The following is a 26514-nucleotide window of genomic DNA, read 5'->3' as shown; positions in this document are numbered from 1 at the left end:
CTAGTAGGTAATTAATAGTATTATAAATTTTCAAAACACCAAACCTTCACTTTAAGGGATTGGTGAGGCACGAACAAATTGTATCGAAAACCACTAAAACTTAATATGCTTTAAAGTAATAAAACTAACATTTAATTACTTACCAAATAACTTGTACATAACCCAAGCAGGTCCAACTAATAAAAACTGTAAATCATCAATAAAACTAGGTTTTTGACCTTCAACTTTATGACCATAAAATTGACCAATCCAAGCAATAACAAATAGCGCTATTGAGAAATATAAAATGGATATATATTGACCAATGTAATAATTAAGTATCAAACAAAATACAGAAAACAATAGCATTTGTATCCCAACTTTTACAGACAGTCTAAAGTAAAATAATACTAAAATCACTACTAAAACAACAAATGCCCAATTAGCAATAATTGGATGTGGTAAAAACGTGCTTAATACACCTGAAGGTATAGCCATAAATAAACCCACTACACTAAAAAATATAGCTGGAACACAAATAAAATGAATTGAAATATTAGTTGGGTTTTGGTGACTGACTGCGTAGCTGTCAAACCATTGTTGTAAAGTTTTCATAAAATTGATTTATGTAAATATATTAATTTATTTTTGTGATATGCAAAAATTACCAAAAGACAAATCTTTAATTCTTTTTGATGGTGTTTGTAATTTGTGCAACAGCTCTGTACTTTACGTTATTAAACGCGATAAGAACAATGCTTTTTTATTTGCACCTTTACAAAGTACCATTGGTAAACAGATTATTGATAAATATAATTTAGACACCACTGCAACAGATTCTATTTTATTATACAATGAAGCTAAAGGACTAAAAATTAAATCTACAGCAGCTTTACACATTGCTAAACGACTAGGGTTTCCTAATAATTTAATGACTATATTTTTTATAGTCCCAACTTTTATAAGAAATCTAGTCTATGATTTTGTGGCAAAAAACAGATATAAATGGTATGGTAAAAAAGAATCTTGTATGATACCTACTCCTGAATTAAAAGCTAAGTTTATAGATTAAAACGTAATTTACTTTAATACTTTTTTAAGTAAATTATAGGCCATATGTTCTATTTGGTCCATATCTCCATCAGCAAATGCCATAAGTTTTATATCGGCAAACAAATCGGCTAAATCATTACGATAGTAATCATGAGATTTTACAGCTTCAATTATATTTTGAATACTTTGATAGTCATTATCTTGTTCAAATTTTTCGTGTACCTTTTTATAAACAGTTGTATCTACTCTTGATAAAATGTATTCTTTTTCCTTTTTGCTTTCGTCTAAATCAGAATGTGCTACAAATATTAAAATATAAGCTAGCAATTGCTCTTTTGTCCATAATTTAGGGTTGTCCATAGTTGTTGCGGTTAAAGTTCCGTATTCTGTCCACGAGCCATCATAAACACTATTAGTATAACCTAATGTGGTTGCTGCTAAACTTAATATAGATGCTGTTATACCAGATCCACAAGTAAACACTAAATGTTGATTAGCTTTAGCTAAAGTATTAAATATAGCTGTGATATCATCTTTAGATTTAAATAGACTTGCTTCTAAAATTGAGGTGTAAGGTAAATTAATAGAATTTGGAATATGTCCTGATCTTAATCCTACTCTAGGTTCTGGTACTTTAGAGGTAAATCTTTCTGTAGATCTGGCATCAATAATTTTAAAATTTTCGTCTTTACCTATAACATCTAAAGATTCAAAATACACAACATTACTAGGATTATATTTTGCTTTAAAATTACCAGTCATATATTCGGCTTTAGCCTTAATTTCTGTTTTACCTTTTTGAGCATTCCACTCTGGGAAACCACCATCCAAAACTGCTACATTAGCATGTCCAAAAGTTTTAAATAACCACCAAGCACGAGGACTAGAGTAAATACCCTTTGTATCATAAACAACAATGTAACTGTCTTTTTGTATGCCTAAATGTTGAGCAGATTGCTCAAATTGTTGTTCCGAGGGAATGGTACTAGGAAATTGTGATGACACATCACTAAAATCCTTTTTAATATCAAAATAACGAGCATTTGGTATTTGTAATTCTGTTGTAGTATTTTCCACTTCTGTGACTTTAACTATAGTCGCATCCAAAATTATAAGTTGCGGATGATTTAAATTAGCTTTTAACCAGTTTACAGATACTATGTCACCAAATCCTTCCATTGTTTAGATTATTTTACTTTATCGTAATTATCATCCCATTCTTTTGGTACAGGATTATCATGAAGTTTTCCTAAGGATTTAGCAACTAACATAGACACTGTAGCGTCACCTGTTACGTTAACAACAGTTCTGCACATATCTAAAGGTCTATCTACTGCAAAAATAAGCGCTAGTCCAATTGGTAATAATTCGGCTGGAAAACCAATAGCTTCCAGTACAATAACTAACATTACCATTCCTGCACTTGGTACAGCTGCACTACCTATTGAGGCTAATAAAGCTGTTCCAACAATGACTAATTGGTTGGTTAATGTCAATCCCTCTGGCCAAATTACTTGCATGATAAAAACAGCTGCAATCCCTTGATATAAACTAGTTCCATCCATGTTTACAGTAGCTCCAACAGGTAAAACAAATCCTGAAACTTCTTTATCAACACCTAAATGCTCTTCAACACGTTCCATAGTTACTGGTAAAGTCGCAGCACTACTTGAAGTAGAAAACGCTAATAATTGCGCAGGACTAAATCTGTTTAAAAACCATAAAGGTGATTTTTTAGTCACTAATTTAATTAGCAACATGTAAAAACATATCATTAAAAATAATCCAACAACTACACATGCTGCATAACCTAAAAGTTTGACTAAAATGGTCGTATCGTCAAAAGCTATAATAACATTAGCCATTAAAGCAAATACTGCATAAGGTGCAAAAAGCATTATTAAATCTACCATTTTCATTACAACTTCATTTAAAGAATCAAAAAAGTCTATTAATGGTTTTGCTTTTTTCTCTGAAATTAACAATAAACAAATTCCAACAAACAAAGCAAAAAAGATAACTTGAAGCATTGCTGGTTCTGCAAAAGATTTAAAAATATTACTAGGAAAAACATCTACCAGAGCTTGTAATGGTCCAGCATCTTGAGTCGCTTTTGCTTTACCAATCATAACATCTGCATTACCTTGATAAGTTGTTTTTATTTTTTCAATGGTCTCTTCAGGCATTCCCACACCTGGTTTAACAATATTTACAATACTTAAACCAATTATAATTGCGATTACGGTAGTACCAATGTAAATACCAATGGTACGCAATCCCATAGATTTAATTTTAGAAATATCTTTTAAATCAGAAATTCCTTTAATTAAAGAGGCTAATATTAAAGGCACTGCAATAAGCTTTAATAAATTGATAAATATTTTACCAAAAGGTGCAATCCAATCGGTTACAAAGTCTTTACCTCCACTTACGCTATTCATTAAAAATCCAAAAATGATTCCTAAAATCATTCCAATAATTATTTTCCAGTGTAGTGCAAGTTTTTTCATATGCTTTATGTAAATCTTAAGTGTTTGTTAGTTTAGTAATTAAAAGTATGTTTAGTAAATCTTATTTATTAAAAAATAATCTGCTAAAACCAATGCAGCCATGGCTTCAACTATAGGTACAGCTCTTGGTACAACGCAAGGGTCATGTCTACCTTTACCTTGCATTTCTACAATTTCACCCTCTTTATTAATGGTCTCGTATTTTTGTATTAAAGTCGCTACAGGTTTAAAAGCCACTCTAAAATAGATATCCATTCCGTTACTAATACCTCCTTGAATACCTCCTGATAAATTAGTTTTAGTCGTACCATCAATATTAAATTGATCGTTGTGATCACTACCTTTCATTTTAGCACCACAAAATCCGCTTCCATATTCAAAACCTTTTACAGCATTAATAGATAACATGGCTTTACCTAATTCGGCATGTAATTTATCAAAAACAGGTTCTCCTAATCCAATAGGTACATTTTGTAATACGCAAGTTACTGTTCCACCAATAGTGTCTCCTTCTTTACGGATTTGTTTAATACGATCTATCATTTTTTCAGCTGTAGCTGAATCTGGACAACGCACAGCATTACTTTCTGTATTAGAAAAATCTAAATCTTGATAAGGTTTATCTATAAAAATATCTCCAACAGAGGATGTAAATGCGTTAATCTTTATATTGTTAAGCATTTGTTTTGCAATAGCTCCTGCAACAACACGACTAGCTGTTTCACGTGCAGAACTGCGTCCACCACCACGATAATCTCTAAAACCATACTTTTTATCATACACATAATCTGCATGACTTGGCCTGTAACTATCTTTTATGTGCGAGTAATCTTTAGACTTTTGATTGGCATTTTCTATAACAAAACCAATTGGTGTACCTGTTGTAACACCTTCAAAAACACCTGACAAAAACTTAACTTCATCTGGCTCTTTACGTTGTGTAACAATAGCAGATTGACCAGGTTTACGCCTATCCATTTCTGCTTGTATGGCATGTAAATCTAATTTGATTCCTGGAGGACATCCGTCAATAATACCACCAATTGCAATACCATGTGACTCTCCAAAAGTGGTAAGTTTAAATAAGTTTCCGAAGCTATTACCTGCCATAAATAAATTAATTTACGCTAAAATAGTCATAAATAACAGTCAAACAAAACGTTAATAATTTCATCTTAAAAAAACTGGTAATGATAATTTAACAATTACCTTATAATTAGATAATTATGCATTAATGTTTGATTAACAATAGAAACCAATCTTTGCATATAAACTATTGAAAACATACGAATCCCTTGAAATTAAAAAGAAAAGTTGAAATTGTTGTTATATCAGACGTGCATTTAGGCACTTATGGTTGTCATGCCAAACAGTTATTGACTTATCTTAGCAGTGTTGAACCCAAACATTTGATTCTAAATGGAGATATTATAGACATTTGGCAGTTCAGCAAGCGCTACTTTCCTAAATCACATATGCAAGTTATTAAAAAGATTGTGTCTTTAGCTACTAAAGGCACAAAAGTAACTTACATCACTGGAAACCATGATGAAATGCTTAGAAAATTTACAGACTCTGAAATCGGTAATATTTCTATTGTCAATAAATTGGTTTTAGAATTAGACGGAAAAAAAGCATGGTTTTTTCATGGTGATGTATTTGACGCCTCCATCCAAAACGCAAAATGGTTAGCCAAACTAGGTGGTTATGGTTATGACCTTTTAATTTTATTTAATAGATTTATAAATTGGATATTAGTAACCCTTGGAAAAGAACGTTATTCACTATCCAAAAAAATAAAAAACAGTGTTAAAGGAGCAGTAAAATATATTAGTAATTTTGAAACTACTGCAACAGATTTAGCTATTGAAAATGGTTACGATTATGTGGTTTGTGGGCATATCCACCAACCAAAAAATGAAATTATCGAAACCAAAAAAGGGAAAACAACCTATCTTAATTCTGGAGACTGGGTAGAAAACTTTACTGCTTTAGAGTATCAGTTTAAACGTTGGAAATTATATAAATATAGTGACGACAAACTCTCGGCTTTTTTTGCAGATGAAGATTTAAAAGAAATGTCCGAACAAGAGTTAATTGCTGCTATTACCATTATGAAACCTCTTAAAAAAATCAAATAAGCATTTGATAACCCTCGTTTTAAGTATATTTATGTAATTTTATAAAAAACACATAAATGAATTTTAAACAGTTAATCACTCTCCTATTTTTAAGTCTTGTAATTTTTAATTGTTCTGATGATAACTCAGATAATACGGATAATAATGAAGTAGCTTTTACAGGAAACTTCTTCCCATTACACCTAGACAACAGTTGGACCTACCTAGTTACTGACCTTAATAATAACACTAATGAAACTACTGTAAATACAGACCTATTAATGGTAGAAAGTGAATCCAATACTGGTTATAATTTAACGGTTAACCAAGGTGATTTAGCTAACGGAATCATGAGTGGTATTTTAACTTCTGGAGAATTATCGCTTACCGAAACGACTTTAACCTCCAATGGTAGCATACAATTACCAATTGAAGGATTTGATTTTGAAATAGAAATAGATAATGCTTTACTTTATAATACTTCAGCTGAGAATGAAACCGAATTGTCTTCACAATCAGGAACGTTTACTCAAGATATTGAAGGTTATCCTGTAACTATTAACTATACCTTAAGTAGTCAACAATTACAAAACTTAGAAAGCTACGTGGTAAATACTATTGATTATCAAACTGTAACCTCTGCTAAAATAGCATTAAACCTATCAGCAAGCATTACTGTAACTCAATTTGGAATAAGTCAATCTCTTCCAATAGTAGACTCTCAAGAGGTATTAAGCATTGTAAGTCATTATGCTAAAGACATTGGTTTAATACAAGCAGAAGCTAATATTTCTTTTAGTTTAAATGCTACAATACTTGCACTTTTACAACAATCAGGCATGGATCTTAGTACATTACCAACTAGTTTATCAGCGACAAATACACAAATCTTAACAGATTTTAATATCACTGAATAGTTATAACAAAGCTTGTCTTAAAATAGTTACTGGATGCAAAGCTGTACGCTGCGTTCCATCTTTTATTTGATGTCTACAACTCGTTCCATTAGCACTAATAACAGTTGCTTTTGAGGCTTTTCTAACAGCAGGAAATAGGGTTTGCTCACCAACAGCCATACTGACGTCATAATGTTCTTTTTCGTATCCAAAACTTCCTGCCATACCACAACAACCACTTGGTATTAAAGTTACCTTATAATTTTTAGGAAGGTTTAAAACATTAAAACTATGGATTTGATTTGACTGTGCTTTTTGATGACAATGACCATGAAATTTTATCACTTTGGCTTCAGTTGTAAATTGATCTGAAGTAATGTTACCAATAGCAATTTCATTAGATAAAAACTCCTCTATTAAAAACGTATTTTGGGCAATCGCTTTCGCGGAAATTTTGTCGTCGACTAACTTTGGATATTCATCCCTAAAAGACAAAATAGCAGAAGGTTCAATACCAATTAATGGAGTGTTTTTCGAAACTAAATCTTTATATAAACTCACATTATTGTTAGCCACTTTTTTAGCTTGTTCTAATAATCCTTTAGACATAAACGCACGACCAGATTCTACATTTTTAACAACTTTAACTTTGTAATTTAATTGTTTTAAAAGCTGTAATGCATCTTTACCAATTTCAGAATCTAATTGATTAGTAAACTCATCATTAAACAAATAAATAGTTTTAATAATATCGCTTTTAACGTTGCTAATTATTTGTTTTTCAGATTTTAAACAAAAATGATTTAAAGTCTTACTTGACAATAATGGTAAATTCCTTTCATTAGCTATACCTAAACTTTTTTTAATAATAAAAGACGTCACAGGATTAGAAAACGTAAAATTTGTAAGTCCTCTAAAACGTCTTCCAAATTGGTTTAACGAATCATTATAAGCAAACATTTTAGTCCTAATAGATACACCGTTTTCTTTTTGATATTGGTATAAAAACTCCGCTTTTAAAGTTGCTACATCTACACTACTTGGACACTCGCTTGCACAAGCTTTACAACTTAAACATAAGTCAAAAACTTGCTTTAATTCTCTATGATTAAATCTGTTATTTTTATCAGAATTAGTAAGAAATTCTCGTAGTGCATTTGCTCTAGCTCTAGTGGTATCCTTTTCGTTTTTTGTAGCACGATAACTAGGACACATTGTCCCACCAAACTCTGGTAATTTTCGGCAATCTCCAGAACCGTTACATTTTTCGGTTTCACGTAAAATTCCTTCAGATTTAGAAAAATCTAGAATGGTTTCAATGTTAGGTTCAACCCTAATTATTTCATACCTTAAATTCTCATCCATAGGATAAGCCTCTATAATTTTTCCTGGATTAAAGATGTTATTTGGATCAAAAGTTGATTTTATTTCTTTTAATAATTGGTAGTTTTTATCGCCAATCATTAGTTTAACAAATTCACCTCTTACTATACCATCTCCATGTTCTCCACTAAAAGAACCATTATATTTTTTAACTAAATAAGCGACATCTGTTGTTATTTGTCTAAATAACTTAACGTCCTCTTGTTGTTTTAAGTCTAAAATAGGACGTAAATGCAACTCGCCTGCTCCTGCATGAGCATAGTACACTGCATTTTGATTATAACCTTTCATTAAGGCTGTAAACTCTTGTATATAATTGGCTAAATCTGGTAAAGCAACAGCTGTATCTTCAATACAAGCTACTGCTTTTTTATCTCCTATCATGTTACCTAACAAACCTAATCCTGCGCTTCTCAAATTATTTGCTTTATCTATTTGATTGTTTATTAAAATAGGGTTAGCATAACTTTTGGTTTGTTTTTCAGTTGTAGCGATTAAATTATTGGCTTTAATTTTAGCCTCTTCAAGGGTTTTAGCTCTGACTTCACACATTAAAATCGCTTTAGGGTCACCTTCAATAAAAAACCTATTTTCTTGTTGGGTTTTATTATGTTTTGTAAGGTCTAAAATGGTTTTATCCATCATTTCACAAGTATACAAATCATTTTCCATTGCTGGGTTTACAGCCATTAAGCAGGCCTCAATAGTTGTAAAGTGCATCGCTACCATAATTCTGTTTTCATCAGGTAAATCATCTAATTTTAAGGTTACTTGAGTAGTAAATGCTAAAGTCCCTTCGCTTCCTGTTAATACATCACATAAATTAATGGTTTCATTATTTACTAATTGGTCAATTGCATAACCTGTGTTTCTTCGATGTATTTCTTGTTTAGGATAATGTTTATTAATTTCAGCTTTAGCGTCATTTGTAAGTACATTATTATTAATTTGATTATAAATCTGACCTTCTAAGGTTTCTAATTTTAGTTTATTATTAAAGTCTTTTGTAGACAATGCTTTAAAAAGAACTTCGCTACCATCGCTTAAAACAGTGTTTAGCTCTATAACCTTATCACGTGTTACACCATATTTAATAGATGTTGTTCCGGATGAATTATTACCAACCATACCACCTATCATACACCTATTAGATGTGGACGTATTTGGCCCAAAAAATAGTCCGTAGGGCTTTAAGTAGTTATTTAATTGATCACGAATAACTCCTGGTTGAACAGTAACCGTTTTATTAACCTGATCAAAAGATATTATAGAATTAAAGTATTTAGAAACATCAACTACTATACCTTCTCCTACACATTGACCTGCTAAAGAAGTTCCTGCTGTTCTTGGTATTAAAGACGTTTTGTGTTGTGTAGCAAACTGAATTAATAGTTTTAAATCATTATTATTTTTTGGATAAGCCACAGCTAACGGAAGCATTCTATAAACAGAAGCATCTGTTGCATAAATAGATTTGGTTAAATCATCATAAAACAAGTCTCCTAACAAGCTGTTTTTTAAGCTTTTTAAATCCATACTACTAAATAAAATTAAAATTAAGTTAAGAAAAACGGTATTTGGACGTGAAAATAATACGCTTTACCGATAAGCATCACTATGTTAAACAACAAAAATACTAAAGCTATTTAGAAAAATATCTTTGTATCTGTAATTATTAACATAAAACAATAAACAAATGGCAATAAATCTACTAAACTTATTTAAAGATCAATTATCTGATAATGTACTTGATAAAGTATCTTCTCTTGTTGGAGGCGAACAAAAGGATACTATCCAAAAAGGACTTATGGCTGCTGCACCTGCTTTATTAGGAGGAATGATGGATAAAGCGTCTTCACCAGAAGGTGCAAAATCTATTTTTAGTATGTTAGGTAATGAAAGTACTGTTAATAATTTAGCAGGAACTTTAAGTGCAGGAGGAGCACAATCAGAAGGGTTTTTAAATAAAGGATTAGATTTTGCCAAAAATATATTAGGCGAAAAAGCATCAGGTGTAATTGACTTAGTAAGTTCTGTTTCTGGAATGGGTAAAGAGTCTTCTTCATCTATTTTAAATGTTGCAGGATCTGTATTAGGAGGAGTTTTAGGAAAACAAAAAGCATCTGGTATGGATTTAGGAAGTTTTGTAGGTTTACTATCTAACCAAGGAAGTTTTTTAGACAAGTTTGCTCCAGCTGGACTACTATCTTTATTGGGCTTAAGTTCTTTTTCAGGACTATCTGATAAATTAGGAAATCTTGCTAGTGGAGCTTTAGAATTTGCCGGAAACACAGGAAAAGCAGCTGTTGATGGTGCTGGTAAAATTATTGGTGGAGCTGCTGGTTTAGCTGGTGATGCTGGTAAATCTGTAATTAGTGGTACTGGAAAAGTTGTAGGAGGAGCTGCAGGATTAGCTGGAAGTGCTGGAAAAGCAGCATTTGATGGTGCTGGAAAAGTAACTGGAGCTGCTGCAAATACTACCTCTAATGCTGTTAAGTCAGGTGGCTCATTAATTAAAAGAATTTTGCCTTGGGCAATTGGAATTATTGGACTGTTACTAGCTTTCTTTTTAATAAAAGGATGTGATAGTGAGAAATCAATAATGGATAATGTAAAAAATGCAGCAAACGAAACAACAGGAGCTATAAAAAATACAGCAAATGGTGTAACTGATGCAGCTGGGAATGCAATAGATAAAACAGTAGATGCAGCTGGTAATGTTGTTGATGCAACTGGAAACGCAATAAACAAAACAGTAGATGCAGCAGGAAATGTTGTTGATGCTGCTGGAAATGCTACAGATAAAACGGTAGACGCAGCAGGAAACGCTGTTGATGCTGCTGGAAACGCAATAAGTAATGTTGCTGGAGGTATTGTTGATGCGTCTGGAAATGTGGTTAATGCTTTTGGTGAAGCTATCGGAAACTTTTTTAGTTCTGACTTACCAAATGGAACAAAATTAAGTATTCCTGAAGGTGGTTTTGAAGACAACTTTTTAAGCTATATCAAAGATGGAAAAATGGAAGCTGGTAAATATTATGCTTTTGATAGACTATATTTTAATACAGGCTCATCTTCTTTAGATGCTAATTCAATGAATCAAATTGAAAATGTTGCAGCTATAATGAAAGCTTATCCAAACGTAAAAGTATTATTTAGAGGTCATACAGACAATACAGGTTCTGTAGCAGGAAATAACAAATTATCAGCAAGTAGAGCACTTTCTGTTAAAAATAAATTAGTTGAAATGGGAGTTGCAACAGCACGTATTGATACAAAAGGAATGGGATCTGTTGATCCTATTGCTGACAACGCAACTGCTGAAGGACGAGCAAAAAATAGAAGAATTGATGTTTCTATTGTAAAATAGAAATTCATAGTTGGTTAGTTTTAGTTTAGTAAAGACTGTTAAACATCTGTTTGTCAGTCTTTCTTTTGCATAAATTTTAAAGTTTAATTAAGAAAAAACTGTTTGTTTTAACAATATATTTGTGTTACATAATCTATAAACTGATTTAAAACGTATTTACATTAATTAATAATTAACTTTTTATGAAACAATATTTTTTATTTGCATTAGCCATTTTTGGTTTTGCAACTTTTAGTTACGCACAAGACATTAGCGATAATGCTATAGGTTTGCGTTTAGGTGATAGTGATGGTTTTGGTGCTGAAATATCATACCAACGTGCATTAGGTGATAATAATAGGTTAGAAGTAGATTTAGGATGGCGTTCTGGAGATGCTTTTGATGGATTTAAACTAGCAGGTTTATACCAATGGGTTTGGGTTTTAGATGGTGATTTTAATTGGTACGCTGGTGTTGGTGGAGGTGTTGGATCTTATAGCTTTGAGAACAATGCTATTGATGATGAAACATTTATTTTTGCTGCTGGTGATATTGGAATTGAATACAATTTTGATTTCCCTCTACAATTATCACTAGATTTTAGACCAGAATTAGGTTTTGGTGACTATAGTGATGATTTAGATTTTGATATCGCATTAGGAGTTAGATATAGATTCTAATTATATTATAAATAATAAAAAAGCCACCTGTAAAAGGTGGCTTTTTTATTTAATTTAAAATCTTACATTTATTTAGAGTCTCTTGATAAATGGCTTCGTATTGAGGTACAATTTGGTGTATATCAAAATGTTTTGCTTGTTGTTTGGCATTTATTTTAAATTGATTCAAAATAGTTTCATCTTTTAAAATATGAATTGCATTTTTACTCATATCTTCAACATTACCAACAGGACTTAAGTATCCTGAAAACCCTTCCTTATTAACCTCAGGAATTCCACCTGTGTTACTAGATATTACAGGTACTCCTGATGCCATAGCCTCTAAAGCTGACAGACCAAAACTTTCAGTTTTACTAGGTAATAAAAACAAATCAGAAAAGCATAAAATTCGATCTATCTCATTACTATTACCAAAAAACACAACTTTATCGCTTATTCCTAAAGTTTCACATAAACGCTCAGCTGGCTCACGTTCAGGTCCTTCACCAACCATCATTAGTTTTGCTGGAATTTCTTTTTGAATAGCATTAAATATATTAATTACATCAGGAATACGTTTAACTTCACGCATGTTACTAATATGTGTAATAATTTTTTCGTCATCTGTTGCCATCATAGCCCGCTGGCAATCTGTATAATTATTATTAAATTTACTGATATCTATGAAGTTTGTAACAACATTAATTTCATTTTTAATGTCAAATAAGCGTAACGTATCGTCTTTTAAACTTTGTGACACTGCTGTTACAGCATCGGATTTGTTAATGCTAAATGTAACTGCAGGTTTATAAAACGGATGACTACCAACTAAAGTAATATCTGTACCATGTAAAGTCGTTACTATAGGTACATAAATATTATCTTCTCTTAACATTTTTTGAGCCATATAAGCTGCATAAGCATGTGGTATAGCGTAATGTACGTGCAATACTTCAATTTGATGAAGCTTTACCATATCTACTAACTTACTAGATAAAGCAAGCTCATAAGGTTGATAATGAAACAATGGATATTCAGGAACACTAACTTCATGAAAATGAACATTATTACCCAACAATTCTAACCTAACTGGCTGATTGTATGTTATAAAATGGATTTCGTGTCCACGTTTAGATAACTCCAAACCTAATTCTGTTGCTACAACTCCACTTCCGCCAAATGTTGGATAACAAACAATACCTATTTTCATTTAATTTTTAGTTTTTAACTTAGTCTCTTAAATTTAAATTCTTTACAAATTAATCTATAATTGCTTCGTAAATTGCTGCTTGAATATTAGTTCTTATGTCTTCTCTTAATAACATATTAGGACCTTTAGATGTTGGATAAGTACGGTTAGCCATAAACACATAAACGATTTCTTCAGATGGATCAGCCCAAGCGTAAGTCCCTGTAAAACCAGAATGACCAAAACTGGTCATACTAACACAACCACAAGTTGGTCCAACATTACCTAATTGTGGTTTATCAAAACCAATACCTCGTCTGTTGTTGCTTTCGCAATAATAACAGGTATTAAATTTATCCAGAGTTTCAGTTTTAAAATAACGTTTTCCTCCGTAAAATCCTTTTTGCAAATACAATTGCATGATTTTGGCAATATCATTGGCATTGCTAAAAATACCTGCATGTCCTCCTACTCCATCTTGCATGGCTGCTCCCATATCATGTACATAACCTTGTACTTTTTGAAACCTATAATAATCATCGTTTTCTGATGGGACGATGCGATTATCTGGGATTTTATAGTAAGGATTATACATGGTATTATTAGCACCTAAGGATTTATAAAAGCGATCTGCTGTTAACTCGTCTAAACGTTTGTTATAGTGAGATTCAATAAATTGTTTTAAAATATAGTAAGGTAAATCACTATACCTGTAACGTAATCTTGATAATAAATCAGTATCTTTTATTCTGGTATTTATAGAGTCCATATAATCATCTCTTAAATACAATTCTGGTGCGACTTTAATAGAAAATCCTTGCGTACTATTTTTTCTGTAATATTTATCAGAAGGTTTTTTAGTTTCAGGATCTAAAGTTTTAAAATAAAAAGGAATCCATGGTTTTAATTGTGCATAATGTGACAACATTTTTTTTAAAGTCACATTTTTTTTATTTGAATTTTTATATGAAGGAATAATTTCTGAGAGTTTAGTATCTAAGGATACAATACCTTTTTCTTCTAATTCCATCAATAATGGTAATGTCGCTACAATTTTTGTTAATGAGGCAACATCATAAATATCTTCACTAGTTACAGGTTGATTACCTTCATAGGTATGTTTTCCAAAGTTTTTATTATAAATCACCTTACCTTTTCTAGCAATAACCAATTGTATACCTGGTGTCATTTTACCATTTACAGCATAATTAGCGATTGAATCAATTTTTTTTAAAGCATAACTTGACATACCTACACGTTCAGGAATTGTATATCCTAAACGTTCTAAAGCATTAGCTTGTTTACCAGAACCAAGCTTAAAAAACTCTCCAGCAGATACTGGTAAAGTACCACGAGCAGGAATAGCTCCAAAAATTAATTGAGCTGATTTTTCTTGTGCTATTTTACTATTTTGATAGCTAACTACAACACTTTCAATATTTTCAACCGATTTTAAGTCTAATAACGCATATGGTTTAGCAAAAACATCTAGAATTACATTGTTAGTTTTAGCTATTTTTTCTAGCCATAACTTTTCTTTTTTTGAAAATTTATATGATTTCCAAGGACTTGCATTAGATTTATGAAACCCAACAATAACCGTATTATAATTTTGAAGCTTAGTCATTAATTGCTCTAAATTATCTGCTGAAATCTCATGTACTTTAGCATATTTTTTTAATTCAGAAACAAAAGCACTTTCATCGCTATCACCTAATTTAACATAGGCTATAGATTTAGTTTCAAGGTTACGTAATGGTAATTGGTCTGTTTGGTCACGTGCTATAGTAATAGCATTTTCCATTAGCATTTCATATAATGCATCATCTTTAATTCTGTTTAAATCAGATACTATATTATATATACCAACTGGCTTGTATTTATGTAAATCTACTTTATATTTTGCCATCAGTATTTTTTTAACCGAATGCTCTAAACGTGCCTCAGTTATAATTCCGTTTTTAAACGCAATTTTCATTCTAGCAATGGCTTTGGGTACGTCTTCTGACATTAACATAACGTCATTACCTGCTAAAAAAGCAGCTAAATCAATTTCTCCTCCTGTCACACCACTATTAGATTGTCCTCCATCTAAATTAGGCTGAACAAAATCTGCTGCACCTTTCATGGTTAATGCATCTGTAAAAATAAGACCTTTAAACTGTAAACGGTCTTTTAAAATATCCGTAACAATTTTTTTTGATAATGTTGAAGGAAAGCCTTCACGTTGCGATAAACTTGGTATATTTAAATGTGCTACCATCACACTAGACAATCCTTCTTTAATTAGTTTTTTGTATGGATAAATCTCAATAGAATCTATACGTTTTGCATCAAAACCAACAGTTGGTAAGGTTTTATGAGAATCTGCCTCAGTATCTCCATGACCAGGAAAATGCTTAGCATTAGCCAAAACACCAGCACTTTGCATACCTTTCATAAAAGCTAAAGCTTTTTCTGTAACATTATCGCGATCTTCACCAAAAGAACGGTTTCCTATAATTGGATTATTAGGATTTGTATTAATATCAACAACAGGAGCAAAATTAAAATGAACACCAATACGCTTACAATGTTCGCCTAACTGACGACCAGTTTGTTCTATTAAAAATTTATTTTTAACAGCTCCTAAAGTCATATTCCAAGGAAACGCGTACGTAGAATCCAAACGCATGCTTAAACCCCATTCTGCATCCATACCAATTAACAATGGTATTTTAGCTGCAGCTTGAAGTTCGTTATTTAATTTAGCTTGTCTTACTGGACCACCTTTAGAGTAAATTAATCCTCCAATATTGTAATCTCTAATTAGCTCGACAATTTTATTTTTTTGAGCTTGAGATTGGTTAGAAAACACTTGTACCATATACAATTGACCGATTTTTTCGTCCAATGTCATGGCATTGTAAGTTTTATCAACCCATTGCTGTTGTGCTATTGGGTTAGTCGCTAAAAGAGGATTTCTACCATTTTGAGCATTTAAAATACTACCAAATGCTAAAAATAAAACTAGAGTTTTTAAATATTGCATATACTAAATTTGACTTTTAAAGTTGTACTTTACTATACAACTAAAAACAATGCCAAATTAGTACTTTTCTTATGATTAATAAAGCACTTTAAGAGAGAATTATAAAGGCAGTTGTAAACAATTTAATTTAAAAAACGATTATGCCAACTTTGACTAGCTGGTATTTCCCAACTCTCGTTTAACTCTCCAATATTGGTAACTAGATTATTAAAGACGATTGTGTTTTTAGAAACCGCTTTTTGTTTAGCCATTTTTCTGAAATCAGTAAGTGTTTTATGAGCTACAAATTCACCTTGTTTGTAAGACACATTCATTTTATCAAGTAAATCTACGTTATATTCTTTTTCTAATTGTTGAATAAATGTCACTGAAGCATCAATACTACAACCTGTAGCTTGATTTAATTCTTGATCTAAAGCTATAATTATAAAACGTTTATATCTTATATCATATCCTGCTTTTAAATCGCTACCATGAGCTGTCCAACTTTCGATAAAAACATCTAATTTTGATTTGATTTCTTCTAATTCGGTGTCAGAAAAAGATCTATTGGCTTGGTAAATCCAAACTCTTGAAGTTTCGGGTAATGTATTAAATTGTACTAACATGTTGTTATTCTATTAAATCAATATGTCTATCATGATATCCTAATAAATATAAAACACCATCTAAACCAATACTTGATATTGCACTTTGTGCGTTATTTTTAACTTTTGGTTTGGCATGAAATGCAATGCCTAAACCTGCTAGGTTTAGCATTGGTAGATCATTGGCTCCATCACCTACTGCAATGGTTTGACTAATGTCAATCCCTTCTTTAATTGCAATTTCTTTTAAATACTCTGCTTTTTTATTTCCATCAACAATCTCACCAAGGTATCCTCCTGTTAATTTACCATCTTTAATTTCCAATTGATTGGCATATACATAATCCATACCTAATTCTTTCTGGAGATAATGTCCAAAATAAGTAAATCCACCTGATAAAATTGCAGTTTTGAAACCGTATTTTTTTAAGGTGTCTATTAATCGTCTTGCGCCTTTTGTTATTGGCAAATTAACAGCAACATCATGCAAAACCTCTTCGCTTAAACCTTTTAATAGTTTCATGCGTTGTTTAAAACTTTCGTTGAAATCAATTTCGCCTTGCATTGCAGATTCCGTAATAGCTTTAACCTGGTCACCAACTCCTGCAAGTTCTGCAAGTTTATCAATAACTTCTGCTTGAATTAGTGTTGAATCCATATCAAAACACACTAATCTACGGTTACGACGATATATATTATCTTCTTGAAAAGCAATATCTACATCTAAATCATGTGATATTTGCATGAATTTTTCAGTAAACTCTGCTTTACTTTCAATTTTACCTCTTATAGATAATTGAATGGATGCTCTTGGATAATCTGCTTCTTTAACTAATGATGTACGACCAGTTAGACGCTTGATTGCATCTATATTTAGATTTTTATCTGAAATAAATTTAGTGACTTCAGAAATTTGTTCTGCAGTCAACTTCTCTCCAAGAATAGTAACAATATAACGGTCTTTACCTTGAAGATTAACCCATTTTTCATAATCTTCTAAAGAGATTGGTGTGAATTTAGCTTTTACACCAAGCTCATAAGCTTTAAATAATAAATCTTTTAAAACTGAAGCCGAATTGTTACCAGATTCGATTTCAAACATAAATCCTAAGGATAATGTATCATGAATATTTGCTTGTCCAATATCTAAAATTTTAGCTCCATAATGTGCCAAAACATTAGTCAATCCAGAGGTTAATCCTGGTTTATCTTGTCCTGAAATGTTTAAAAGAAATATTTCTTTAGTCATGAGTACTGTTTTGTTTTAAAACTAAAAGCACTTTAAAAAAGTGCTTTTATAATATTAGTTTACATTTTTTGCTTTTCTGTAAGTCATGTAACCATTAAAAGCTCCAAAAACAACTGTATGTATCACAAATTTTAAAACAGAAAATGGATTTTGTTTGTAATAATCCCATCCTGCTAATAATATGGCAAAAACTAAACCTGATATTAATCCAGTTATAATATATTTTTTAATATCCATTATAGGTTTTGAGCATTTGCAATTAACTCGGCTACGTCTAAAACTTTTATTTCGTTTTCTTTTTCTTTGACTTTTACACCATCAGACATCATGGTCATGCAATAAGGACAACCTGTAGCGATAATATCAGGATTGGTTGCTAATGCATCTTCAGTTCTTAACTCGTTTATATCTTTATCACCTTTTTCTGGTTCTTTAAACATTTGTGCTCCTCCTGCTCCACAACACAAAGCAGTTGCTTTGCTACGTTTCATTTCTTGAAGATTAGCATTTAAAACAGATAATACTTCTCTTGGTGCTTCATACTCTGAATTAGCACGTCCCAAATAACATGGATCATGAAAAGTAATACGTTTACCTTTAAAGCTATTATCTGTAACTTCAATTAGTTTTTTGTCTATTAACTCTTTGATAAATTGTGTGTGGTGTAATACCTCATAATTACCTCCTAATCCTGGATATTCATTTTTGATACAATTAAATGAATGTGGATCACATGTTACAATACGTTTAACCTCGTAAGCATTAAGTACTTCAATATTCATTACTGCTTGCATTTGAAACAAAAACTCGTTTCCTGCACGTTTAGCAAGATCACCTGTAGCACTTTCTTCTGCTCCTAATACTGCAAAATTTACATTTGCTTTGTTTAGTATTTTTACAAAAGCTTTAGTGATTTTTTTTGCTCTGTCATCATAACTTCCTGCAGATCCAACCCAAAATAAAATATCTGGAGTTTTTCCTTGGCTCATCATTTCTGCCATAGTTGGCACTATAAGTTGTTCGCTCATAATAAATATTATTTTAATGCTAAAAAATCGGTTTTAGATAATCTTATATAAATGGATAAGATTTTAATTCCGTTTTCTAATTTATTTTTTGGATCATATTGCTCTAAAGCTGCTAATTTTAATGCTTGTAATCCTAATTGTTTTTTTTGATTGTCTGTGCAATAATCACACATGACTTTTTTTAATTTGATGTCTTCTACTTGGCTAGAGTTATACTTTATATTGGTAATTATTTTAAATTGAAGTGAGTCTTTTTTATAATCTTGTGCCTTTAGCTTAGCTAAGCTAAAGGTTAGTATTATTAGTATGTAAAGACTAATTTTCAATTTGCTTTTTGTTTATAAGTTATTACAAGTCCAATTCCTGTTCCTAATAAAATACCTGATAAAAATCCTCCTAAAAAACCTGTGTCATAATTATCTAAAATAAATAGAGACAATATTCCTAATACTGTTAGCGATAGGCCAAGTATTAATCTTGTTTTTGATGGAATTTTTAATATAAAACTCATTTTTTTGCGTTAGCGATAGTAATGGCATCCTTTTTTTGCTGCCATATATGGCAAAAAAAGATATAATGGATAGCGCGACCCTTGTGGTAACGCCCAAATTATACTACTCGTCTTTCCAATTTAAACGGTCCATTTGGTTATATGGCCAAGGTGCACCATTGTTTTCTATATTGGTCATCATGTTGTTTAACTCGGTTGGAGCTGCACTTTCTTCCATTACAGAGTATTGACGCATTTGCATAATAATGTTTAATGGATCGATACTTACTGGACAAGCCTCTACACAGGCATTACAACTTGTACATGCCCAAATTTCTTCTGGTGTGATGTAATCGCCTAATAACTGTTTACCATCGTCAACAAAGGTCCCTTTGTTAGCATCTATATTTTTACCAACTTCTACTAGACGGTCTCTAGTATCCATCATGATTTTACGTGGTGACAATTTTTTTCCTGTTAGGTTTGCAGGACACTCACTGGTACAACGTCCACATTCTGTACATGTGTAAGCATTTAATAGGTTTACCCAACTTAAATCTTGCACATCACTGGCTCCAAATTTTTCTGGTACTGTATCTTCTTCTCCTTCTGGTGCTGCTGCAAATGGATCTGCGTTTGGATCCATCATCATTTTAACCTCTTTAGTTACTACTGGATTATTAGCAAATTGCCCTTTTGGTGTTAATTTACCGTAGTATGTATTTGGGAATGCTAATAATATGTGTAAGTGTTTTGAAAAATACAGATAATTTAAGAATGCTAAAATACCTACAATGTGTAACCACCAAGCTGCACGCTCTATGACATGTAATGTAGATTGTGATAGACTTTCAAATAAAGGTGCTATAAATTGACTGATTACATTACCTGAATTATAACCTTGAAATACTGTATCTGTAGCATTCATGACTAAAAATAGACACATAAGTACGACTTCAAAATAAAGGATTATATTACCATCTGCTTTTGGCCAACCCTTCATCTCTGATTTTATAAAACGTTTAATTTTAATAACGTTACGTCTTACCCAGAAAATTATAACTGATACTAGTACTAATACTGCTAATATCTCAAAGCTACCTATTAAAAATCCGTAGATTGATTCTGGTAAAAATTTGTGACCAATCCTGTGTGTGCCAAATAATCCATCGATAATGATTTCTAGAACCTCGATATTAATAATTACAAATCCAACATATACAACAACGTGTAAAATACCTGCTATTGGTCGTTTTACCATTTTACTTTGTCCTAAAGCAATGTAAGCCATATTTTTCCAACGTTGTGGTTTGTTATCCGAAACGTCTTGATCTTTACCAAGTTTAATATTACGAATTAACTTTTTAACATTGTTTGCAAAATAGCCAATACCTACAGCAAGTATTATGGCAAAAATTATATTTGGTATGTATTCCATAAGTTAGTTAGTTTTTGTCTTAATCTTTCTTTTCTTCTTTAATTTCGTTACCCTCAGCATCATAACGTTTTGCTTTTTTTCCGAATAATGAAAAATGCACATAACGTTTAGGGTTAAGCTTCATGTCCTCTAAAAGTTGTTCCATTTGCAAAGCAGCACCTTCTAGATTGTTATATAACTTATCATCGTTAAGCAATTTACCCATTGATCCTTCTCCGTTTTTTACACTTGCTAGCATAGTATTTACACTTGATAAAGTAGATTCTAAATCAGATACCGTTTTGGTAATATCTACTTGCTTTAGCTTCTCACTCATTTCGCTTAAATTAGTGCTAGTGGTCGCAAAATTATCTACCATTGAGGTAATATTTTCATCATTCTTTTTTACAACAGAATTAATTGAATAGGCTAAACCTTTGTATGATTTTAAGGTAGAATTTAACTCGGCTAATGTATTTTTTAAACCATTTTCTGACTGATCTGCTACCAAACCATTAAGGTTACCCATTAAAGTATCTACAGTTTGTAAGGTTCCGTCTAGATTGGTACTTAACTGAGAAAAATCGCTGGTAAGACTAGTAACTAAGCCATCTTCTACTTTAGATTGTATCAAATCTCCATCTTGGGCCATTTGATTATCGTTTGCTGGTTGAATAGCCAACGCATTTCCACCCATTAAACCAGTTTGATACATGTTAATAGTACTATTTTTTGAAAACTTAAGTTGTTTATCTACTGAAAAAGCAACTCTGGTTTTACCAGTTTCAAAATCGTATTTGATTTCTTTTACTTTACCTACTTTATTCCCTTTTATAGTGACAGGAGCAGATACTGCTAAAGAGTTATAATCAAACTCTGTATAGTATGTATTATTGGAATCAAAAATGTTATTTCCTTTTAGATAACTAAATCCAAAAATGAAGAATATTATTCCAAGTATAACTAATATGGCTGTTTTAACTTCTAGTGATAGTTTCAAGATATGAAATTTAGATTGGTAACAAAATTAGAAAATAAATATAAAAGAATGGTTCTAATTAGCTTCGGTTTTTAAGACTTCTGACAGTTTTACTTGTTTTCCGTCTTTAAGTGCTACAATATAAGCATCTTTGTAGCCTTTATTTTTTGCTTCAATTTGAAGCTTTTGTGCTTTATTATAGTCAGAGGTATAACCGTAATAATATTTATATAAGCCATCTTGCTTTTCGCGTGAAATGTCATTTAAACCTTTAAAATTATAGGACATAGGCTCTAAAGCATTAGAGCTAGCAGCAATCTGAATTTTAAAAACTGTGTTTTCAATAGTATGTACTTCTGAAGAAATGGTGTCTTCTATTGTAACATCTCCAACATAACTATCACCAACATTTAAATCTAAATTCTTTTTGTAAGCGTTAATAGCTTCAAGTATTGAGGCTGCCATTTTAGACTGACCACTTTTAGAATTTAAAAATTTCCCCTCGGCATTGTTTGTTAAAAAACCAACTTCAACTAACACACTAGGCATGTATGTATTGTGTAAAACCCAAAGGCTAGCTTGCTTGATTCCTCTACTTTTTCGTTTAGATTTACCAATAAAACTATCTTCAATTAATCTTGCTAGTTTTATACTTTGCTCAACATAATCTTCTTGTTGAAATGCTAATCCTATTAAAGATTCTGGTGCATCAGGATCAAATCCCTTATAATCTTTTTTATAATCGTCTTCCAAAAAAATAACTTCGTTTTCTTTTTTAGCGATGTCAAAATTACGTTTAGTATTAGCAACTCCTAGTACAAAAGTTTCAGTTCCGGATGCTTGTGAAGAATGTGAGTTACAATGGACAGACACAAACAAATCTGCATCAGCCCTGTTTGCAATTGCTGCTCTTTCCCTTAGTTTAACAAATACATCCGTCTTTCTAGTATAGATAACCTTAATATCTTTGTTTTTTTCTAGGCTTTTACCGACTTCTAAAACAATTTTTAGAGCAATGTCCTTTTCTTTATGACCATTACCTAAATTTCCTGGATCATCTCCACCATGACCTGCATCAAGCACAACAATAAATTTACCACTAGTACTTTGTGCATTAGCAATTTGAAAGTTAATAAATGTTAATACTATTGTAAAGGATAATATAATTTTAAAAATGTACGTTTGCATATAGGATATAACCATTAATTATTTCGTTTAGTATGAAATATAATTTTTAACGAATATTAAAACATTCACAAAAAAATATATGTAGTTTTGTCAATTCAAAAACCAAGCCATACTTTTACAAAAATACATTTAAAACCGTTGCGTACAAATAGTCTTTATATACTTTTTAGTTTGAGTTTTACAGTGTTTATTAACACTTTTGGCTTTGCCCAAGGGGATTTACCCAAGGATGGCACTTCAATATCACCTATTGAGGATAAACAAACACTTGTAACTAAACAAAAAGATTCTTCTACAGTTGATGTTAACGTCAAGGAATTGTTAGGTCCTAAAACAGAAACGGATAGTACAATTACAGATTCCATTAAACCTAAACCTTTATTAAGCAGCACAATTTCATACAAAGCTACAGACTATATGTCTTATAAGCAAAAAGAAGGTAAAATGTATCTATATAATGAAGCACAAATACTTTATGAAGATATGGACATTTCTGCAGGTGTAATTATTTTAGATTACAATAATGATCTAGTCTATGCTAAAGGAATCAAAGACACATTAGGAGAATATACCCAAAAACCTGTTTTTAAACAAGGCGAAAATGTTATTGAGCCAGACTCGATTGTATTTAATACACAAACCAGAAAGGGGTTAATATATAATTCTGTAACAGAACAACAACAAGGTAGACTAATTACCGAAACGACTAAGCGTGTAAATGACTCGGTTTACTACCTAAGAAATTCAAAATTTACAACTTCTGATAATGTAGAAGATCCTGAATATTACTTTTTAATTAGAAAAGGTAAATTAGTACCAAACAAAAAAGTAATTACTGGTTTAACCAACTTATTTATCTATGATGTGCCTACACCAATAGGTTTACCTTTTGCATTTTTTCCGTTATCCAAAAAGCGTACTTCTGGTATTATTTTTCCTAGTTTTGGTGAAGACGGAAATAGAGGCTATTTTTTACAAAATGGAGGTTATTACTTTCCTATTAGTGATCATGTAGACTTGGCTATTTTGGGTGACTATTATACCAATGGAAGTTATGGTTTAAGATTAGAGAATAAATATGCAAAACGATATAAATACAATGGAAATTTAGGTTTTAGATATGAAAACCTAATTACTAGTGAAAGAGGTTTTCCTGATTATGCAAAAACAACAATATATAACTTACGTTGGTCTCATAGTCAAGATGCTAAAGCAAGTCCAAACTCTAGATTTGCAGCCTCTGTAAACTTAGGTAGCAGTAATTATTATACTCAGTCAATCAATCAATTAAACTTACCTAATACACAAAACAACACTTTATCATCATCTGTTTCATACTCTAAAACTTTTCAAGGTGAACCGCAAGCTAATATTAATTTAGCAGCCACACATAGTCAAAATACACAAACAGAAAGCATCAATATGACTCTACCAACTTTTCAAGGTAGTTTAAGTAGAATTTTTCCTTTTGCCGGAAAAGATGGAACAAAAAAAGGTGTTATTCAAAACATTAACTTTCAATATAGTGTGAGAGCTGAAAACAGAATAGTAACAACTGATTCATTATTTTTTAAAAAAGAAATGTTTAATGATGCAAAAGTAGGTGCCCAACACACTATACCTATAAGTACTAATTTTAAAATTTTTGATCACTTTAGTGTAACTGCAAGCACTAATTTTCAAGAAACATGGGCTATAAAAACAATTGAAAAAAATTATGATTTTGATAACGAAGAGATGGTTACTAGGGAAGTTAATGGTTTTGACGCTTTTAGAACATACAATTTTAGTACTAGTATTGGTACAACTTTATATGGGATTTTCAATTTTAATAAAGATAAAAAACTACAAGCGATACGCCATGTAATTAGACCCAGTTTAAGCTATAATATAAATCCTTCTTTTGATAATTATTACGATGAATTTGAAGTTATCGATGCTAATGGGACAACCAAAAGTGAGTATACAAGATTTGAAAACAGTATATTTGGAACTCCTAACAAGACATTTTCAAGTTCTGTAGGAATAGCTGTTTCTAACAATTTTGAAGCTAAAATTAAAGACTCAGATTCAACCAAATTAGAGCCAAAAAAAATTAAATTATTAAATAATTTAAATTTCTCTACTTCTTATAATGTTGCAGGAGACTCCTTAAAATGGAGCCCTTTAAGAATCTCAGGAGGAACACAATTACTAGATAATAAAATGAATATTAATTTTGGAGCTAATTTAGACCCCTATGCTCTAAATTCAAATAATAAAAAAATTAATACTTTCAACATAAATAATGGAGGAAGTTTATTTAGACTAACAAGTGCTAATTTGACCATGAGCTATAGTTTAAGTAGTAAAAGTGGTAATACAAAAAATGATGAAGATGCTGTTGATGATAGATTATTAAGCGGTGGACGTGCAGATGATTTATTTGGTGTATCACAAGATTTTGCTAATCAACAATTAAACCAAAGAGACGAAGATAAAGAAGAACGAGAACCTGATGAATTTTATAATAATAAAATACCATGGAGCTTAAGGTTTGCCTACGCTGTTAACTATGCAAATAGCACACGTCAAAACGAAATATCTTCACACTCATTAATGTTTTCTGGTGATATTGAATTAACTCCTAAATGGTCTATTGGTGGATCCTCAAGTTATGACTTTAAAAATAAAGGCTTTGGTTTAACGCAATTGCGTTTTGAGCGTGATTTATTAAGCTGGAGAATGAATTTTTCATGGGTACCTTTTGGTACATATAACAGTTGGAATTTCTTTATAGGAATAAAATCAAGTATACTTAAAGACTTAAAATACGAGCAAAGACGTAAACCAGACGAAAGCTTGTAAATACTATAAATGTTTCGCTTACGCGGAAATTAAACACTCTTACTATGAAAAAGATTATTTCTACAACTAAAGCTCCTGCTCCTATTGGACCATACAATCAAGCTATTTTAAGCGGAAACACCTTATATACATCAGGCCAAATTGCTTTACATCCAAAAACTGGAAAATTAGTGATGGATGATATTAAAACAGAGACAAAACAAGTTATGGAAAACATGAAAGCTGTTTTAGAAGCTGCTGACATGACTTTTGAAAACGTTATTAAAACCTCGATTTTTATTAATGACATGCATAACTTTTCAGAAATAAATGAAGTCTACGGAACCTATTTTGATGAAACAACTGCACCAGCAAGAGAAACTGTAGAAGTTGCTAATCTTCCTAAGTTTGTCAATGTAGAAATTAGTATGATTGCCATTAAATAAGCACTTTTCTTTATAAAAAAAAGCCTGAACATAATGTTCAGGCTTTTTTTTTGTGTATTACTATTAGTTTTTAAAGCGTCTTAACGTTTTAAGGTAAAGTGCGCTTTAAATTGTTTTCTGGTGTTGCTGGTATCA

23 protein-coding genes are annotated in these 26514 nt (G+C 31.3%); 7 read left to right on the top strand and 16 right to left on the bottom strand.

All coding sequences use genetic code 11. The features are described 5' to 3' along the window. Positions 1 to 135: 135 nt before the first annotated feature. On the bottom strand, positions 136 to 594 hold the full coding sequence (locus JAO71_RS13080; RefSeq protein WP_203001237.1) for an Mpo1 family 2-hydroxy fatty acid dioxygenase: 459 nt from the start codon (positions 592 to 594) through the stop codon (positions 136 to 138). 40 nt (positions 595 to 634) lie between these two features. Here JAO71_RS13080 and JAO71_RS13075 point away from each other — a divergent pair, with 40 nt between their 5' ends. Beyond that, positions 635 to 1051 (top strand): thiol-disulfide oxidoreductase DCC family protein, encoded by a 417-nt coding sequence (locus tag JAO71_RS13075; RefSeq protein WP_054850836.1) that lies wholly within the window; start codon positions 635 to 637, stop codon positions 1049 to 1051. An 8-nt stretch (positions 1052 to 1059) separates the two neighbouring features. Here the strand turns inward: JAO71_RS13075 and JAO71_RS13070 are convergent, their stop codons facing one another. Genes JAO71_RS13070 through aroC form a run of 3 tightly spaced genes read right to left on the bottom strand, consistent with a single transcriptional unit; the run spans position 1060 to position 4652 of the window. Continuing rightward, positions 1060 to 2211, bottom strand: coding sequence for a sulfurtransferase (locus JAO71_RS13070; RefSeq protein ID WP_203001235.1), 1152 nt, complete (start codon positions 2209 to 2211; stop codon positions 1060 to 1062). An 8-nt stretch (positions 2212 to 2219) separates the two neighbouring features. Then, complete coding sequence (locus JAO71_RS13065) at positions 2220 to 3542, bottom strand: dicarboxylate/amino acid:cation symporter (RefSeq protein ID WP_028607825.1); 1323 nt, start codon at positions 3540 to 3542, stop codon at positions 2220 to 2222. A gap of 51 nt (positions 3543 to 3593) precedes the next feature. Further along, the gene (aroC, locus tag JAO71_RS13060) at positions 3594 to 4652 is read right to left on the bottom strand and encodes a chorismate synthase (RefSeq protein ID WP_203001233.1); all 1059 of its coding nucleotides are present in this window, start codon (positions 4650 to 4652) and stop codon (positions 3594 to 3596) included. Positions 4653 to 4837: 185 nt separating this feature from the next. On the opposite strand from aroC, the gene JAO71_RS13055 reads away from it, so the two are divergent. Continuing rightward, positions 4838 to 5683, top strand: coding sequence for a UDP-2,3-diacylglucosamine diphosphatase (locus tag JAO71_RS13055; protein WP_028290638.1), 846 nt, complete (start codon positions 4838 to 4840; stop codon positions 5681 to 5683). 56 nt (positions 5684 to 5739) lie between these two features. Further along, on the top strand, positions 5740 to 6579 hold the full coding sequence (locus tag JAO71_RS13050; RefSeq protein WP_203001231.1) for a hypothetical protein: 840 nt from the start codon (positions 5740 to 5742) through the stop codon (positions 6577 to 6579). On the opposite strand, the gene JAO71_RS13045 is transcribed toward JAO71_RS13050, so the two are convergent. Continuing rightward, complete coding sequence (locus tag JAO71_RS13045; protein ID WP_203001229.1) at positions 6580 to 9477, bottom strand: FAD-binding and (Fe-S)-binding domain-containing protein; 2898 nt, start codon at positions 9475 to 9477, stop codon at positions 6580 to 6582. 160 nt (positions 9478 to 9637) lie between these two features. On the opposite strand from JAO71_RS13045, the gene JAO71_RS13040 reads away from it, so the two are divergent. Both JAO71_RS13040 and JAO71_RS13035 read left to right on the top strand, forming a co-directional pair. Further along, positions 9638 to 11311, top strand: coding sequence for an OmpA family protein (locus tag JAO71_RS13040; protein ID WP_203001227.1), 1674 nt, complete (start codon positions 9638 to 9640; stop codon positions 11309 to 11311). Between the two features lie 182 nt (positions 11312 to 11493). Next, entirely contained in the window at positions 11494 to 11970 is a 477-nt protein-coding gene (locus JAO71_RS13035) for a hypothetical protein (RefSeq protein ID WP_054850830.1), read from the top strand. Positions 11971 to 12019: 49 nt separating this feature from the next. Here the strand turns inward: JAO71_RS13035 and bshA are convergent, their stop codons facing one another. The 11 genes from bshA to JAO71_RS12980 form a co-directional block, all read right to left on the bottom strand. Beyond that, on the bottom strand, positions 12020 to 13159 hold the full coding sequence (gene bshA, locus JAO71_RS13030) for an N-acetyl-alpha-D-glucosaminyl L-malate synthase BshA (protein WP_028290642.1): 1140 nt from the start codon (positions 13157 to 13159) through the stop codon (positions 12020 to 12022). A gap of 49 nt (positions 13160 to 13208) precedes the next feature. Beyond that, positions 13209 to 16169, bottom strand: a complete 2961-nt coding sequence (locus JAO71_RS13025) for a glycoside hydrolase family 3 N-terminal domain-containing protein (RefSeq protein ID WP_203001225.1) — start codon at positions 16167 to 16169, stop codon at positions 13209 to 13211. 122 nt (positions 16170 to 16291) lie between these two features. Continuing rightward, on the bottom strand, positions 16292 to 16777 hold the full coding sequence (locus tag JAO71_RS13020; RefSeq protein ID WP_028290644.1) for an ABC transporter ATPase: 486 nt from the start codon (positions 16775 to 16777) through the stop codon (positions 16292 to 16294). A 4-nt stretch (positions 16778 to 16781) separates the two neighbouring features. After that, positions 16782 to 18005 (bottom strand): phosphoserine phosphatase SerB, encoded by a 1224-nt coding sequence (gene serB / locus JAO71_RS13015; protein WP_203001223.1) that lies wholly within the window; start codon positions 18003 to 18005, stop codon positions 16782 to 16784. 54 nt (positions 18006 to 18059) lie between these two features. Beyond that, the gene (locus JAO71_RS13010) at positions 18060 to 18242 is read right to left on the bottom strand and encodes a hypothetical protein (protein ID WP_054850825.1); all 183 of its coding nucleotides are present in this window, start codon (positions 18240 to 18242) and stop codon (positions 18060 to 18062) included. Further along, positions 18242 to 19033, bottom strand: a complete 792-nt coding sequence (locus JAO71_RS13005) for a (Fe-S)-binding protein (RefSeq protein ID WP_028607818.1) — start codon at positions 19031 to 19033, stop codon at positions 18242 to 18244. The genes JAO71_RS13010 and JAO71_RS13005 overlap by 1 nt, the downstream gene beginning before the upstream one ends. Positions 19034 to 19041: 8 nt before the next feature. Beyond that, positions 19042 to 19359 carry a hypothetical protein gene (locus JAO71_RS13000; RefSeq protein WP_215906995.1) on the bottom strand — a complete coding sequence of 106 codons (318 nt, stop codon included), beginning with the start codon at positions 19357 to 19359 and terminating at the stop codon, positions 19042 to 19044. Beyond that, complete coding sequence (locus JAO71_RS12995) at positions 19356 to 19544, bottom strand: hypothetical protein (RefSeq protein ID WP_203001221.1); 189 nt, start codon at positions 19542 to 19544, stop codon at positions 19356 to 19358. Before JAO71_RS12995 ends, JAO71_RS13000 begins: the two co-directional genes overlap by 4 nt. Before the next feature lie 103 nt (positions 19545 to 19647). Next, positions 19648 to 20961 (bottom strand): 4Fe-4S dicluster domain-containing protein, encoded by a 1314-nt coding sequence (locus tag JAO71_RS12990; protein WP_203001219.1) that lies wholly within the window; start codon positions 20959 to 20961, stop codon positions 19648 to 19650. Positions 20962 to 20980: 19 nt separating this feature from the next. Continuing rightward, positions 20981 to 21940: an MlaD family protein gene (locus JAO71_RS12985; protein WP_203001217.1), complete on the bottom strand. Its 960-nt coding sequence runs from the start codon at positions 21938 to 21940 to the stop codon at positions 20981 to 20983. Positions 21941 to 21994: 54 nt separating this feature from the next. Continuing rightward, the gene (locus tag JAO71_RS12980; protein WP_236011278.1) at positions 21995 to 23122 is read right to left on the bottom strand and encodes an N-acetylmuramoyl-L-alanine amidase family protein; all 1128 of its coding nucleotides are present in this window, start codon (positions 23120 to 23122) and stop codon (positions 21995 to 21997) included. Positions 23123 to 23194: 72 nt separating this feature from the next. On the opposite strand from JAO71_RS12980, the gene JAO71_RS12975 reads away from it, so the two are divergent. Together JAO71_RS12975 and JAO71_RS12970 are read left to right on the top strand one after the other, a co-directional pair. Next, positions 23195 to 25954 (top strand): putative LPS assembly protein LptD, encoded by a 2760-nt coding sequence (locus JAO71_RS12975; RefSeq protein ID WP_203001215.1) that lies wholly within the window; start codon positions 23195 to 23197, stop codon positions 25952 to 25954. Between the two features lie 44 nt (positions 25955 to 25998). Further along, entirely contained in the window at positions 25999 to 26379 is a 381-nt protein-coding gene (locus JAO71_RS12970) for a RidA family protein (protein ID WP_054850820.1), read from the top strand. The last annotated feature ends 135 nt before the right edge of the window (positions 26380 to 26514 follow it).

This window comes from Olleya sediminilitoris, assembly GCF_016785945.1.
In the GTDB taxonomy this organism is placed as follows: domain Bacteria; phylum Bacteroidota; class Bacteroidia; order Flavobacteriales; family Flavobacteriaceae; genus Olleya; species Olleya sediminilitoris.
This window is presented reverse-complemented; position numbering and strand designations above follow the sequence as displayed.